The sequence below is a fragment of the Actinophytocola sp. genome (genome assembly GCF_035762905.1).
Taxonomy (GTDB): Bacteria; Actinomycetota; Actinomycetes; order Mycobacteriales; family Pseudonocardiaceae; genus DASYTH01.
The window spans coordinates 23,184-36,830 of record NZ_DASUCC010000077.1 but is presented as its reverse complement, the minus strand read 5'-3'; the positions used below and the strand labels follow the sequence as shown (position 1 = coordinate 36,830).

Annotated in this window: 13 protein-coding genes; 6 read left to right on the top strand and 7 right to left on the bottom strand. The window is 70.9% G+C overall.

Annotated elements, in window-relative coordinates; translation table 11 throughout:
* Positions 1-11: 11 nt before the first annotated feature.
* Positions 12-893, bottom strand: a complete 882-nt coding sequence (gene mca, locus VFV67_RS15365) for a mycothiol conjugate amidase Mca (RefSeq protein ID WP_326470643.1) — start codon at positions 891-893, stop codon at positions 12-14.
* 93 nt (positions 894-986) lie between these two features.
* Between mca and VFV67_RS15360 the strand changes: the two genes are divergently transcribed.
* Together VFV67_RS15360 and greA are read left to right on the top strand one after the other, a co-directional pair.
* Positions 987-1,424: a DUF4307 domain-containing protein gene (locus tag VFV67_RS15360; protein ID WP_326470641.1), complete on the top strand. Its 438-nt coding sequence runs from the start codon at positions 987-989 to the stop codon at positions 1,422-1,424.
* 177 nt (positions 1,425-1,601) lie between these two features.
* Complete coding sequence (gene greA / locus VFV67_RS15355) at positions 1,602-2,099, top strand: transcription elongation factor GreA (RefSeq protein WP_326470639.1); 498 nt, start codon at positions 1,602-1,604, stop codon at positions 2,097-2,099.
* Here the strand turns inward: greA and VFV67_RS15350 are convergent.
* Positions 2,087-2,563, bottom strand: a complete 477-nt coding sequence (locus VFV67_RS15350) for an Lrp/AsnC family transcriptional regulator (protein WP_326470637.1) — start codon at positions 2,561-2,563, stop codon at positions 2,087-2,089. The genes greA and VFV67_RS15350 overlap by 13 nt on opposite strands.
* Positions 2,564-2,683: 120 nt before the next feature.
* Between VFV67_RS15350 and hppD the strand changes: the two genes are divergently transcribed.
* The gene (gene hppD / locus VFV67_RS15345; protein ID WP_326470635.1) at positions 2,684-3,865 is read left to right on the top strand and encodes a 4-hydroxyphenylpyruvate dioxygenase; all 1,182 of its coding nucleotides are present in this window, start codon (positions 2,684-2,686) and stop codon (positions 3,863-3,865) included.
* 74 nt (positions 3,866-3,939) lie between these two features.
* On the top strand, positions 3,940-4,206 hold the full coding sequence (locus VFV67_RS15340; RefSeq protein WP_326470634.1) for a hypothetical protein: 267 nt from the start codon (positions 3,940-3,942) through the stop codon (positions 4,204-4,206).
* Positions 4,207-4,572: 366 nt separating this feature from the next.
* Here the strand turns inward: VFV67_RS15340 and VFV67_RS15335 are convergent, their stop codons facing one another.
* From VFV67_RS15335 to VFV67_RS15320, 4 genes are all read right to left on the bottom strand, one after another.
* Positions 4,573-5,730 carry a cystathionine gamma-synthase gene (locus VFV67_RS15335; protein WP_326470633.1) on the bottom strand — a complete coding sequence of 386 codons (1,158 nt, stop codon included), beginning with the start codon at positions 5,728-5,730 and terminating at the stop codon, positions 4,573-4,575.
* A gap of 48 nt (positions 5,731-5,778) precedes the next feature.
* Positions 5,779-6,330, bottom strand: a complete 552-nt coding sequence (locus tag VFV67_RS15330) for a hypothetical protein (RefSeq protein WP_326470632.1) — start codon at positions 6,328-6,330, stop codon at positions 5,779-5,781.
* 135 nt (positions 6,331-6,465) lie between these two features.
* Positions 6,466-7,707 (bottom strand): hypothetical protein, encoded by a 1,242-nt coding sequence (locus VFV67_RS15325; RefSeq protein WP_326470630.1) that lies wholly within the window; start codon positions 7,705-7,707, stop codon positions 6,466-6,468.
* Between the two features lie 98 nt (positions 7,708-7,805).
* Positions 7,806-9,176: a cystathionine beta-synthase gene (locus VFV67_RS15320; protein WP_326470628.1), complete on the bottom strand. Its 1,371-nt coding sequence runs from the start codon at positions 9,174-9,176 to the stop codon at positions 7,806-7,808.
* A gap of 183 nt (positions 9,177-9,359) precedes the next feature.
* On the opposite strand from VFV67_RS15320, the gene VFV67_RS15315 reads away from it, so the two are divergent.
* Positions 9,360-10,166 (top strand): SGNH/GDSL hydrolase family protein, encoded by an 807-nt coding sequence (locus VFV67_RS15315; RefSeq protein ID WP_326470626.1) that lies wholly within the window; start codon positions 9,360-9,362, stop codon positions 10,164-10,166.
* A gap of 79 nt (positions 10,167-10,245) precedes the next feature.
* Positions 10,246-11,466, top strand: a complete 1,221-nt coding sequence (locus VFV67_RS15310; protein ID WP_326470624.1) for an acetyl-CoA C-acetyltransferase — start codon at positions 10,246-10,248, stop codon at positions 11,464-11,466.
* Positions 11,467-12,346: 880 nt separating this feature from the next.
* On the opposite strand, the gene VFV67_RS15305 is transcribed toward VFV67_RS15310, so the two are convergent.
* The gene (locus tag VFV67_RS15305) at positions 12,347-13,645 is read right to left on the bottom strand and encodes a geranylgeranyl reductase family protein (protein WP_326470622.1); all 1,299 of its coding nucleotides are present in this window, start codon (positions 13,643-13,645) and stop codon (positions 12,347-12,349) included.
* Positions 13,646-13,647 lie beyond the last annotated feature (2 nt).

The window sequence follows — 13,647 nt, the reverse complement described above, 5'->3', positions numbered from 1 at the left end:
GCTGCCTCCGCTCACGTGCTCACCTTCTCACGGATGCCGGAGAACAGGTCGTCCTCGGGCAGCGTGGTGTCCACCAGCGAGCGGGCCAGTTCGTACTCCTCGTACGGCCACACCTCGCGCTGGATGTCCATCGGCACGGCGAACCAGCGGCTGTTCGGGTCGATCTGGGTGGCGTGCGCCATCAGGGCGGCGTCGCGAACCTCGAAGTAGTCGGCGCACTCGATCCGGGTGGTGACCCGGTGGCTGAGGTCACCGCGCTCCGGCGTCCACCGCTCCAGCCACTCGCCGTAGGGCGACTCCAGCCCTCGGGACAACAGCGCCTCGTGCATGGCGACCAGGCGGGCCCGGGAGAAGCCGTGCGAGTAGTACAGCTTGAGCGGGGTCCACGGATCGCCGGCATCCGGGAAGCGGTCCGGGTCGCCGCACGCGTCGAACGCAGCGACGGACACCTCGTGGCAGCGGATGTGGTCCGGGTGCGGGTATCCGCCGTTCTCGTCGTAGGTGATCACCACGTGCGGCTTGAACTCGCGCATCGCGGCGACAAGCTCCCGGGCCGACTCCTCCAGCGGAACGAGAGCGAAACACCCGTCGGGCAACGGCGGCTTCGGATCGCCCTCGGGCAGACCGGAGTCGACGAAGCCCAGCCAGCGGTGCGCGACGCCGAGGATCTCGGCCGCCGTGGCCATCTCCCGCCGCCGGTACTCGATCATGTTCTCGGCCACCTCGGGCCGATCCAACGCGGGGTTGAGAATGTCGCCGCGCTCTCCCCCCGTGCAGGTCACCACCATGACCTCGTGACCGTCGGCCACGTACTTGGCCATCGTCGCCGCACCCTTGCTCGACTCGTCGTCGGGGTGGGCATGGACCGTCATCAAACGCAGTTTCTCGGCCATGACCTCCGCGAACCCTCCCAATTCGGCTAGCCCATACTCGACCTGGTTAGTCGAACTACTCAGGTGGGGCTCATTGTTCCCGGTGGACGAACGGTGACGGTCGCGGGTCGCGCGCTGCCGCAGGGTCGGTACGGCGGCAGGGGCCGGCCGGCCGCGCGGCGGACCCGATGGATCGCCGCGGCCTGCGCGGTGCTCGTCGGGTGCCTGATCGGCTACGTCGCGTACGCCAACCTGGGCGGCGCGGCGATCGAGACCGAGCGGACCGGGTTCACCGCGTTGCCCGGCAACGCCCTGCGGATGAACTTCACCGTGCTCCGGGACCAGCCGGAGCGGGCGGTCGTGTGCATCGTGCGGGTGCGGGCCCGGGACGGCGCCGAGACCGGCCGCAAGGAGGTCCTTGTTCCAGCGGGCGGGACGACGACCTCGGTGACCACTGTCATTCAGAGCACGGATGAGCCGGTCACGGCGGATGTTTTCGGCTGCTCGTACGAGGTGCCGGCATATTTGCTGAGCACGCGGCCATCAGGGTGAACCGCCTGTCCACATCCGGCGAATCGGACAAAACGGACCAGACTTTCGTTGCAACCGTGATATCCTGACTCACCGGCACGGCCCCGCGCGGGCCGTGTTTTTCCGTTCCGGGTAGGCACTACCAGCCCGGAAACTGTCGGTACGCGTCCTGGCGACCGTGCAGGTAACGACGAGGAGATGGTGACCGTGAGCGACGCAGGCGTGACCTGGTTGACCCAGGATGCCTACAACCGGCTCAAGCAGGAACTCGATGAGCTGATTGAGAATCGCCCGGCCATCGCCGCGAAGATCAACGCGAGCCGCGAGGAGGGGGACCTCAAGGAGAACGGCGGTTACCACGCCGCTCGCGAGGAGCAGGCCCACCAGGAGGCCCGGATCCGTCACCTGCAGGAACTCCTGCGTAACGCCAAGGTCGGCGAGGCGCCGGCCAACGACGGCCTTGCCGAGCCCGGCAAGGTGCTCACCGTGCGGTACGACGGCGACGACGACACCGAGAACTTCCTGCTGGCCACCCGCGAGGAGGGCGCCGAGGGCGGGCTGGAGATCTACTCGCCGGACTCCCCGATCGGCAGGGCACTGCTCGGCGCCAAGGAGGGCGAGACCCGCTCCTACGAACTGCCCAACGGCAGCACCCAGAAGGTCACCCTGGTCAAGGCCGTGCCCTACGCCGGCTGACCGGTCACACGTTCCAGTAGCTGCCTGACCCGGTACGGGATGGGCGTGGTCAGCGCGATCGAGGTCGACGTCCGCTCCACCCAGCGCACGTCGACCACCTCGTCGATCACCCGCTGCAGGTCGGCGTTGGACCTGGCCACCATGCGCACCAGCAGGTCGCCCTGCCCGGTGGTGGCGTGCACCTCGCACACCTCGTCGATCGCGGCGAGCCGCTCGGCCACCTCGACCCGCCGGCCCTGGGCGATCTCCAGCACGGCGAACGCGGTCAGCCCGTAGCCCATCGCGGCCAGGTCGAGCGCGGGCGGGAAGCCGTGCAGCACACCGCGCCGCTCCAGCCGGTCCAGCCGGGCCTGCACGGTGCCCCTGGCCACCCCGAGCTGGCGGGAGCACTCCAGCACGCCCAGCCGGGGCTCGTCGGCGAGCAGCAGGAGCAACCGGGCGTCCAGGTCATCAATCTCGGACATGGAACTCCTTCTGCGCAGCCTGCTCACTTTGCCGACCGAATCTGGCATTCCGCTGGACCGATTGTCCAGTGAAACGACGAAGTGTTGCCCAGACTGCGCTGACCGGCTCATCCTGGGCAGATGACCGAGACCATGGACGACCTCAGCTTCGATGCGCTGCGCCAGCTCGTCGGGCTGGTCGACTACGACGAGTCGAGCGACCCGTTCCCGGTGCGGGCGATGGACGCCGTGGTGTTCGTGACCGGCAACGCCACCCAGACCGCGTGGTTCTACCAGCACGCGTTCGGGATGCGGCTGGTCGCGTACTCCGGCCCGGAGACCGGCAACCGCGACCACAAGTCGTTCGTGCTGGCCTCCGGATCGGCCCGGTTCGTGATCAACGGCGGGGTGGCCCCGGACAGTCCGCTGCTCGACCACCACCGCCGGCACGGCGACGGCGTGGTCGACCTCGCCCTCGAGGTGGCCGACGTGGACCGGTGCGTGGCGCACGCCAGGGCGCAGGGCGCGACCGTGCTCGACGAGCCGCACGACGTCGGTGACGAGCACGGCACGGTCCGGATCGCGGCCATCGCCACGTACGGCGAGACCCGGCACACGCTGATCGACCGGTCCCGCTATTCCGGCCCGTACCGGCCCGGCTACGTGGCCAGACAGAGCACGGTGACCCGGCCGCAGGGCGCGCCGAAACGGCTGTTCCAGGCCATCGACCACTGCGTTGGCAACGTCGAGCTGGGCAAGATGGACCACTGGGTGGAGTTCTACAACCGGGTGATGGGCTTCGTGAACATGGCGGAGTTCGTCGGCGACGACATCGCCACCGAATACTCGGCGCTGATGAGCAAGGTCGTGTCCAACGGCAACCATCGGGTCAAGTTCCCGCTCAACGAGCCGGCGATCGCGAAGAGGAAGTCGCAGATCGACGAGTACCTGGAGTTCTACGGCGGCCCCGGCTGCCAGCACATCGCGCTGGCCACGAACGACATCGTGGCCACGGTGACCGCGATGCGCGCGGCCGGCGTGGAGTTCCTGGAGACCCCGGACTCCTACTACGACGACCCCGAGCTGCGAGCCCGGATCGGGGCGGTGCGGGTGGGGATCGAGACCCTCAAGGAGCACCGCATCCTGGTGGACCGGGACGAGGACGGTTACCTGCTGCAGATCTTCACCAAGCCGATCGGCGACCGGCCGACCGTGTTCTACGAGCTGATCGAGCGGCACGGCTCGCTCGGCTTCGGCAAGGGCAACTTCAAGGCGCTGTTCGAGGCCATCGAGCGGGAGCAGGAGCGCCGGGGCAACCTCTGAGGACACCCCCACCCGCAGCGCGACCTCCGGTACTCTCGGCTACGAGCAGGCACATCAGGGTGGGGTGAACGGACATGGCAGTCGGCAAGCGCCTCGCCGGGGTACTACCGCTGGCCGGAGCCTCGGTCGCCGCGATGGCACTCGCCGGGGTCGCGGTGTTCACCGTGACCAGCGCGGGCTGCGCCGAGGCCGGCCGCTACGTGCAGGACCAGGACGGGACGGTGCGGCTGGTCGGCAGCTGCCTGGACCCGGCCGAGCTGCCCGCCGCCCCCGTTCAGCACGTGCCCGACCCGCGCCCGGCCGAACCCGCCTCGAACGAACTCGGCCAGATCAACCCCTGAGCCCACCCCCGGCGAATCGGCGAGTCCGCGGTTGCCGACGGCGATGACGCGGCCGCACTCCACGCCGCCAGAACCCGCGACTGACGCGCCCAAACCGGCAACTCGAGTGCCGGAACCAGCGACACGAGTGCCCGAAGCGGCAAACTCGAATGCTGGGGCCGGGGGCTCGGGTGCCCCAATCGGCAACTCGGCTGTTGGCGCCAGGACCAACGCAACCTCAGGGGCACCGTGACGGCACCCAGCCACAATCACCCCGCCAACCGCACCACCACCGGCTGGAACGCGACAACAGCAGTAAATCCCGGAGAGGCGGACTAGTAACAACAGCAGTAAATCCCGGAGAGGCGGAACAGCGGACTACTACTTCTAATCGAGGGCTTGGAGGAGGTCGGCGACGAGGTCGGTGGCGTCTTCGATGCCTACCGAGAGGCGCAGGACGTTGCCGGGGATTTGGAGGGGGGAGCCGGTGGTGCTGGCGTGGGTCATGCGGCCCGGGTGCTCGATGAGGGATTCGATGCCGCCGAGGGACTCGGCGAGGATGAACAGGCGGGTCCTGGCGGCGAGTTCGAGTGCTGCTTCTTCGCCGCCGGACACCGCGAACGAGACCATGCCGCCGAAGCGGCGCATCTGCTTGGCGGCGACCTCGTGTCCGGGGTGGTCGGGTAGGCCCGGGTAGTAGACCTTGGCGATCTTGGGGTGGCCGACCAGCGCCTTGACCACACGTTCGGCGTTGTCGCTGTGCTTCTCCATGCGCAGCGCCAGGGTCTTCGCGCCGCGCAGTACCAGCCAGGAGTCGAACGGGCTGGGCACCGCGCCGACGGCGTTGCGCAGGAAGAAGAACTGCTCGCGCAGCTCGTCGTCCGAGGTGATCAGCGCGCCACCGACCACATCGGAGTGTCCACCCAGGTACTTGGTGGTCGAGTGCAGCACCACGTCGGCGCCGAGGCCGAGCGGCGACTGCAGGTACGGCGTGGCGAAGGTGTTGTCCACCACGAGCCGGGCTCCGGCGTTCGCGGCCACCGCGGACAGTGCGGCGATGTCGGCGATCCCGAGCAGCGGGTTGGTCGGCGACTCGCACCAGACCACCTTGGTGTTCGGCCGGACCGCGGCCCGCACGGCGGCCACATCGGACAGGTCCACCGAGGTGTGCTCGACGCCCCACAGCGCGAGCACCTTGTCCAGCAGGCGGAACGTGCCGCCGTAGGCGTCGCCGCCGAGGATCACGTGGTCCCCCGGGCGGGTCATGCTGCGCAGCGCGACATCGGCGGCGGCCATGCCGGAGGCGAACGCCAGCCCGTGCCGGCCGCCCTCGAGCGCGGCGAGCGCCTCCTCGAGGGCGGACCGGGTGGGGTTGGTGGTGCGGGAGTACTCGTGCCCACCGTCCCGGACCCCGCCGACGCCGTCCTGAATGAACGTCGACGTCGCATAGATCGGCACGATGACCGACCCGGTGCGGGGATCGGGGCGCTGGCCCGCGTGGATGGCCCGGGTCTCGAAACCCCATCTGCCGGTGTCATCTGCCATGACTACAGCCTACGACCGGACCCGGACCGGTCCGCATTGTGGGATGGATCACCAGACCGGCTGCTGGCCCTGCGGTTCCTCGTAGTCGTTGCCGGCCCGGCGGCGCAGGTGCCGCAGGGTGGACGGCAGAATCGCGAAGATCAGCGCGAGCGGCGCGGCGAACAGGGCCACCACACTTCCGATCGAGTCGGCGTCCTCGAACTGGAAGATCAGCTCGAAGTAGCGGCTCATCGGCATCTCGGCCAGGACCGGCAACAGCAGCACCGACGCGATCGTGGCCAGCGCGCCGAGCACGGTGAGGATCGCTCCGGCCATCTTCCTGGCGAACACCAGGATCGCTCCGATCAGGAGCAGGGCCGCACCGGCCACGCGCAGCACGAGGATCGTCTTCAGCTCGCCGGGCAAGTCGCCGAACCCGCCGTCGAGCTCGTTGAACACCGCGACCGCGGCCAGGCCGATCGCCCCGGCCGCGACCAGGGCGAGTAATCCGGTGAGGACTGCGGTCGCCGGGTTCGTGCGCGGCGCCGCCGCACCGGCGCCGAACTGACCAGGAAGCTGCTGCTGTTGCTGTTGCGGGAATCCCTGCTGTTGGTAGGACATGTGCCCCCCTAAGGGCATCGTCGTCGTCTGGGCGCGCCCATCTAAGCAGTCCCACCGACCCAATGAGACGGTTTCGGTGGATATGGCGAGGCCCCGACCACATGGCCGGGGCCTCGAGGAATTCGAACTACCGATTCACCACTGCTGCGGCGGGTTCTGCGGCGGTCCGCCGAAACCACCACCGGGCGGCGGCTGCTGCGGCGGCTGCCCGTAACCCTGCTGGGGCGGCTGCCCGAAACCCTGCTGCTGCTGCGGCGGCGGCGGACCGAACGGTCCCGGCTGGCCGAAGCCCTGCGGCGGCGGAGGCGGGCCGCCGAATCCACCGGGCGGGCCGCCGGCCAGCACCGAGCCGCCGAGCCCGACGTACTTCTTGGTCTGCTCCAGGAACCCCATCACGCCGACGGCCAGGATGATGATGCCGAACAGCAGGGTGAACACGATCCGGGTCTCGGAGCCCTCGGTCATGAACAGGATCGAGCCGACCAGCAGCAGCGCGCCGCCGCCAACGGTGACGTAGTGCGAGAACGGCCGGCGCAGGTAGATCAGCACGCCGCCGGCGATCGCGGCCAGGGAGCCGACGGACAGCACGCCCGCATAGACGTAGAACTTGGTCGGTACGGAGATGTCGAGCTCCTGGACCTGCGCCTCGACGTCCGCGGCGATCTCCTCGCACTGGTCACGCGGCAACCCGGCCTGCACGCACTGCTCGATCCCGGTGTCGGCCGCCTCGCTCGCCGCACTGCTGGCGCTGCTGAGGTCGCTCCAGATGGTGATGGACATGATCGCGGCGATCACGCCGAGCACCGCGACGACGCCGGCCACCACCATCGTGATCATCTGCAGGTTGACGCCCTGGCCGCCGAAGTTCGGCGGGCCGCCGAGGCCGCTCTGCTGGGCGAACCCGCCGGGCGGCCCATAGCCGGGCGGAGGCGGACCGTAACCCGGCGGGGGCTGGCCGTACCCGGGCGGGGGCTGCTGGCCGAAGCCACCGGGGGGCGGGCCGTAGCCCGGCGGGGGCTGCTGACCGGGATACCCGCCGCTGGGTCCGGGCGGGAAGTCGGATGCGCTTGGCGGCGGCGCGTACGGCGGCTGCTGCGGCGGCAGCGAGCCGGGCGGCACCACGTGGGTCTTGTCCCCTTGCGGCTGATGCTCACCCGGCCGGACGACCTGGGTGCGCTCGATGCCGTCGGCGCCGGGCTGGCCGCCGTACTGCTGCCCGGGGCCACCGAGCGCCTGGGTGGGGCCGGGTGCGGACAGGGCCGGGTTCTGCTCGGGCGAACCGCTCGGTTGCCCCTGCTGCTCATTCGGCTCAGATTGCCATGGTTGCTGTGGCTGGCCGCCCTGCCATGGTTGGTTCGGCGGCTGCGGGGCACTCATCGGGTTCCAACCCTTCACCTGCGCTGTCGAGTTGCGTCCGGGCCAACGCTAGCGGATAGTGCAGGGATTTGCCGGTACCGCCCCACCCTGACCGGCGATCATCGGCCGGCCAGGAACCCCAGCAGATCCTGCCGGGTCACCACGCCCGCCGGCTTGCCGTCGACCAGCACCATCGCACCGTCCGCGGCGGACAGCGCGTTCATCGCCACGGTGATCTGCTCGCCGGCCCCGATCGTGGGCAGCGGCGGCGACATGTGCTTGTCCACCCGGTCGGCCAGGGCCGCCTTCCCGGTGAACAGCGCGTCGAGCAGATCCCGCTCGTTGACCGCGCCGACCACCTCGGCGGCCATCACCGGCGGCTCGGCGCTGACCACCGGCATCTGGCTGACCCCGAACTCGCGCAGCACCGCGACCACGTCGCCGACCGTCTCGCTGGGGTGGGCGTGCACCAGTTTGGGCAGGGTGCCGTCCTTGCGCCGCAGCACGTCACCGATCGTGGCGCCGGAGTGCTCGGGCGGCAGGAACCCGTAGGAGGCCATCCACTGGTCGTTGAACACCTTGGTCAGGTAGCCGCGCCCGCCGTCCGGCAGCAGCACGACGACCACATCCTCCGGGCCGAGCCGCTCGGCAAGGCGCAGCGCGGCCGCGGCCGCCATCCCGCAGGACCCGCCGACCAGCAGGCCCTCCTCGCGGGCCAGTCGCCGGGTCATCCCGAACGAGTCGGCGTCGGACACCGCGATGATCTCGTCGGCGATCTCCCGGTCGTAGGTGGACGGCCAGAAGTCCTCGCCGACGCCCTCCACCAGGTAGGGCCGGCCGGTGCCGCCGGAGTACACCGAGCCCTCCGGATCGGCGCCGATGATCCGGACCCGACCGCCGGAGACCTCCTTGAGGTAGCGGCCGGTGCCGGAGATCGTGCCGCCGGTGCCCACCCCGGTGACGAAGTGCGTGATCCGGCCGTCGGTCTGCCGCCACAGCTCCGGGCCGGTGGTGTGGTAGTGGCTTTCCGGGTTGTGCTGGTTGGAGTACTGGTCCGGCTTCCAGGCGCCCTCGATCTCCCGAACCAGCCGGTCGGAGACGTTGTAGTAGGAGTCCGGGTGCTCCGGTGGAACGGCGGTCGGGCACACCACCACGTCGGCGCCGTAGGCCTTGAGCGCGTTGCGCTTGTCCTCGCTGACCTTGTCCGGGCAGACGAACACGCAGTGGTAGCCCTTGCGCTGGGCGACGATGGCCAGGCCGACCCCGGTATTGCCGGAGGTCGGCTCCACGATCGTGCCACCGGGCCGCAGCTCGCCGGAGCGCTCGGCCGCCTCGACCATGCGCAGCGCGATGCGGTCCTTCACGCTGCCGCCCGGGTTGAAGTACTCGACCTTGGCGAGCACCAGCGGGGCGAGACCCTCGGACAACCGGCCAAGACGCACCAGCGGGGTGTTCCCGACCAGCTCGATCACGTGCTCGACGTACTCCACGGCCCCATAGCATACGTTCGCCCAGGAACCCAACGACTTCGAGCCGTATTCCAGTAGATCGTTAGCCGACTCACCGACAATTTCCGAGCGCCTTTCAATTTGCCCCGGTTCGGCGATATCCAGGGAACCGGGGAACGAACCGGGCGTCGAACGCGACACCCGGCGTGGGAGGGGGAGACGGCGATGGCGGGAGCACGGATCGTGCGGGCCATGGTTTTCGCCGCCGGATCGGTGGGCGGACTGTCAGGCGCGGCGTACGGACTACTCACCGGGCAGTCCCGGCGGGCGCGGTCGGTCATCGGCCCGCCGCCGGACCTCGCCCCGAACGCGGACGGGGTGTACCCGCCGCCCGGCAGGCCCGGCCCGGAGCTGTCCTTCGCCATGCTCGGCGACTCGCTGGCCGCCGGGCTCGGTGCCGAGTCCACCGGCCAGCTGCCCGGGGTGCTGCTGGCCGCCGGGCTGGCCGACGAGACCGGGCGGCCGGTCCGGCTGACCACCTACGCGGTCAGCGGGGCGCGCACGGCCGACCTGCCGGCCCAGGTGGACCGGGCGCTGATCGACCCGCCGGACCTGGTGCTGGTGATCATCGGGGGCAACGACGTCACCAGCCGGACCCGGATCGCCACCGCGGTCGGCGAGCTGCGGGCGGAGGTCACCCGGCTACGCGCGGCCGGTGCCACCGTGGTCGTGGCGACCTGCCCGGACCTCGGGGTGGTGCGCTCGATCCCGCAACCGCTGCGCGAGCTGGTCAGCCGGCTCAGTCGCTCGCTGGCCCGCGCGCAGCGGCGCGAGCTGGACCGGATCGGGGTCGGCTCGGTCTCGCTCGGTGAGCTGGTCTCGCCCGAGTTCCGGATCCGGCCGGACGAGCTGTTCAGCCCGGACTGCTTTCACCCCAACGGGTTGGGTTACGAGGTCGCGGCCGGCGTGCTGCTCCCCGCGCTGTGCGCGGCGGCCGGTGCGCTCGCCGAACCGGTGCGGCCGGCCGCCTGAGGTCACACCGGCCGCGACCCTACCCAGGGGTAACCTCAGGATGTCGCCCGTCACCCGGCACACCTGAGGAGCGGAAGCCATGCCCGAGGCCGTCATCGTGTCCGCCGTCCGGTCCCCGATCGGTCGCGCGTCGAAGGGATCGCTGGTCGACCTGCGACCCGACGACCTGGCCGCGCAGCTGGTGCGGGCCGCCCTCGACCGGGTTCCCCAACTGAACCCGACGGACATCGACGACCTGATGCTCGGCTGCGGCCTGCCCGGCGGCGAGTCCGGGTTCAACATGGGCCGGGTGGTCGCGGTCCTGCTCGGCTACGACCACCTGCCCGGCTGCACGATCACCCGGTACTGCTCGTCCAGCCTGCAGACCACCCGGATGGCCTTCCACGCGATCAAGGCCGGCGAGGGCGACGTGTTCATCAGCGCCGGGGTGGAGACCGTGTCCCGGTACGCCAAGGGCAGCTCGGACTCCTGGCCGGACACCCGCAACCCGGTGTTCACCGACGCGTTGGCGCGCACGGCGGCCACCGCCGAGCGGGGCGCGGACTCCTGGCACGACCCGCGCGAAGACGGTGTGGTGCCGGACATCTACATCGCCATGGGGCAGACCGCGGAGAACCTGGCCCTGCTCAAGGGCGTCACCCGGGAGGACATGGACCACTTCGGCGTCCGCTCGCAGAACCTGGCCGAGCAGGCGATCAAGGACGGGTTCTGGGCCCGCGAGATCGTCCCGGTCGAGCTGCCCGACGGCCGGATCGTGGACACCGACGACGGCCCGCGGCCGGGCGTGACCTACGAGAAGACCTCGACGCTGCAGCCGGTGTTCCGCCCGGACGGCCGGGTCACCGCCGGCAACTGCTGCCCGCTCAACGATGGCGCGGCCGCGCTGGTGATCATGAGCGACACCAAGGCGGCCGAACTCGGCCTCACTCCGCTGGCCCGGATCGTGTCCACCGGCGTGTCCGGCCTGTCCCCGGAGATCATGGGCCTCGGCCCGGTCGATGCCTCCCGCCAGGCGCTGGCCCGGGCCGGGATGACCATCGACGACATCGACCTGGTGGAGATCAACGAGGCGTTCGCCGCGCAGGTCATCCCGTCCTACCGGGACCTCGGCATCGACATCGACAAGCTCAACGTCAACGGCGGCGCGATCGCGGTCGGCCACCCGTTCGGCATGACCGGCGCCCGGATCACCACCACGCTGATCAACTCCCTGCAGTACCACGACAAGCAGTTCGGCCTGGAGACCATGTGCGTCGGCGGCGGCCAGGGCATGGCGATGGTGCTCGAACGGCTGAGCTGAGCCGCAAGCACCGGATGCGCGGGAACCGGTAACTCGGTTACCCGCAGCCGGCGACTCGCCGGTCCGGTTCCGGGGACTCGCCGAACCGCAACCGGGGACTCGCCGAGGATTACGGCAACGTTCGGCGAGTTGTCAGCTCGGGCAACCGAATTGCCGGCTCGGTGCGGACGGTTTGCGGATTCAAGCGCCGAATCGCCGGCCACCGCCGGGCCGGGCCACCGCGCCTGCGCCGCGGCCCCCGCCGACCCAACCGACAACTCGCCAGAATGGACCGGGGGGACTCGCCGGACCGGAACCGGGGACTCGCCGAGGATCGCGCCCACGCTCGGCCCGACCGAGGCCGAATTGCCACCCTCCGGCCGAGACCGGGCCACCGAGCCTGAGCCGCCGCCGCGGGCGGGGCCCCAGCGGCGCCGCAGGCGCCTGGGGGCCGAATTGCCGCCCTCCAGCCGAGGCCCTACCGCCGCGCCTACGGCCCGGCCCGGCCCGGCGCCGCAGGCGCCGGGGCGGGCGCAAGCGATGGGCCCCGGACTCGGCAACTGGCCGAGCCGAAAGTCCAGGGGGACCGGACGGGATCGGTGCACGGTTGTGGGCAGGCCCGTGCCCCGCACCTGGACACCCGGTGGCCTGGCCACAGCCGCGCCGCGGAACGCCGGGCCCAGCCCAGCCAAGGCGACCGACCCGAGCGTTCCGACGCAGCCGGGGACGGGAGCCAGGCCCACCCGGACGCTTGGAACCAGCAACTCCCCGGCCCCGAACCGGTAACTCGGTTACCCGCAGCCGGCAACTCGCCGGTCCGGTTCCGGGGACTCGCCGAGGATTGCGGCGGCTGGGATCCAGGAGGGCAGGACGCCGGAGCGCTTGGGGCTTCCCGCGCGGGTCAGGCGCTGGGGGCGAGCCGGGTGGCGGCGGTGATCATGCGGTCGAAGGCGTCGCCGTCGCGGGGGTCGTAGAGGCCGGCGAGGAGTTTGAGGACGAGTTTCATCAGGGTGGCTCGGGGGAGGCCGTACTTCGTGGCAACGCGCATCACGGCGGGGTTGCCGATCAGGCGGCTGAAGATGTTGCCCAGGCGGTAGTAGCTGCCGAGGGACTGGCGTAGGGCCAGTGGGTAGCCGGCGAGGGCGCGTTCGCGGGCGGGGCCGGGGCGGCGGACGAGGGCCTGGATGACGCATTCGGCGGCGAGGCGGGCGGATTCCATGGCGTAGCCGATGCCCTCGCCGTTGAACGGGTTGACCATGCCGCCGGCGTCGCCGACGAGGAGGAGGCCGGCGGCGTAGTGCGGGGTGCGGTTGAAGCCCATGGGCAGGGCGGCGCCGCCGATCTTGCCGGCGGCGTTCGGTTCGCGCAGGCCCCAGTCTTCGGGGGTGCCGTCCAGCCAGGAGCGCAGCAGCGCGCGGTAGTCGGTGCTGCCGAAGGCTTTCGAGGTGGACAGGATGCCGAGGCCGACGTTCACGGTGCCGTCGCCCATGCCGAAGATCCAGCCGTAGCCGGGGAGCAGCTTGGGCTGCGCGGGATCCGAGCGGTCCCAGAGCTCCAGGTGCGACTCGAGGTAGTCGTCCTTGCTGCGCGGGCTGGTGTAGTAGCGGCGGACGGCGACACCCATCGGGCGGGCGTCGTTCTTGTCGATGCCCACGGACAGGGCCAGGCGGGCGGACACGCCGTCGCAGGCCAGCACGATGGGTGCGCGGTAGCTGACCGGCTCGCGAGTGGGGCCGGTGCGGGCGGACACGCCGACCACCCGGCCGGTGCGCTCGTCGGTGACCGCGCCGGTGACCGAGGTCTGCTCGAACAGCCGGGCGCCGGCCCGCTGCGCGGTGCGGGCCAACAGCTCGTCGAAGTCCTGCCGGGGGCGGACCACGCCGTAGGGCGGGAACGAGGCCAGGTCCGGCCAGTCCAGCTCGAGCGTGACCCCGCCGCCGACCACCCGCAGGCCGCGGTTGTGCAGCCAGCCGGCCTCCTCGCGGGTGTCCACGCCCAGGTCGATCAGCTGCTTCACGCCGCGCGGGGTGAGGCCGTCGCCGCACACCTTCTCCCGGGGGAAAACGCTCTTCTCCAGCAGCAGCACGTCCAGCCCGGCCCGGGCCAGATAGGTGGCCGCGGTGGACCCGGCCGGACCGGCGCCGACCACGATGACCTCCGCGTCCTCTCCCGCCGTCCGCCGGCTGCTCGACGCGGTCATGG

What these genes read in the sequence shown, in the direction of transcription:
- mca (WP_326470643.1), bottom strand. Translation starts at nt 893, where the DNA reads ATGGCCGAGAAACTGCGTTTGATGACGGTCCATGCCCACCCCGACGAC.
- VFV67_RS15315 (WP_326470626.1), top strand. Translation starts at nt 9,360, where the DNA reads ATGGCGGGAGCACGGATCGTGCGGGCCATGGTTTTCGCCGCCGGATCG.
- VFV67_RS15340 (WP_326470634.1), top strand. Translation starts at nt 3,940, where the DNA reads ATGGCAGTCGGCAAGCGCCTCGCCGGGGTACTACCGCTGGCCGGAGCC.
- VFV67_RS15325 (WP_326470630.1), bottom strand. Translation starts at nt 7,707, where the DNA reads ATGAGTGCCCCGCAGCCGCCGAACCAACCATGGCAGGGCGGCCAGCCA.
- greA (WP_326470639.1), top strand. Translation starts at nt 1,602, where the DNA reads ATGGTGACCGTGAGCGACGCAGGCGTGACCTGGTTGACCCAGGATGCC.
- hppD (WP_326470635.1), top strand. Translation starts at nt 2,684, where the DNA reads ATGACCGAGACCATGGACGACCTCAGCTTCGATGCGCTGCGCCAGCTC.
- VFV67_RS15305 (WP_326470622.1), bottom strand. Translation starts at nt 13,645, where the DNA reads ATGACCGCGTCGAGCAGCCGGCGGACGGCGGGAGAGGACGCGGAGGTC.
- VFV67_RS15335 (WP_326470633.1), bottom strand. Translation starts at nt 5,730, where the DNA reads ATGGCAGATGACACCGGCAGATGGGGTTTCGAGACCCGGGCCATCCAC.
- VFV67_RS15310 (WP_326470624.1), top strand. Translation starts at nt 10,246, where the DNA reads ATGCCCGAGGCCGTCATCGTGTCCGCCGTCCGGTCCCCGATCGGTCGC.
- VFV67_RS15330 (WP_326470632.1), bottom strand. Translation starts at nt 6,330, where the DNA reads ATGTCCTACCAACAGCAGGGATTCCCGCAACAGCAACAGCAGCAGCTT.
- VFV67_RS15350 (WP_326470637.1), bottom strand. Translation starts at nt 2,563, where the DNA reads ATGTCCGAGATTGATGACCTGGACGCCCGGTTGCTCCTGCTGCTCGCC.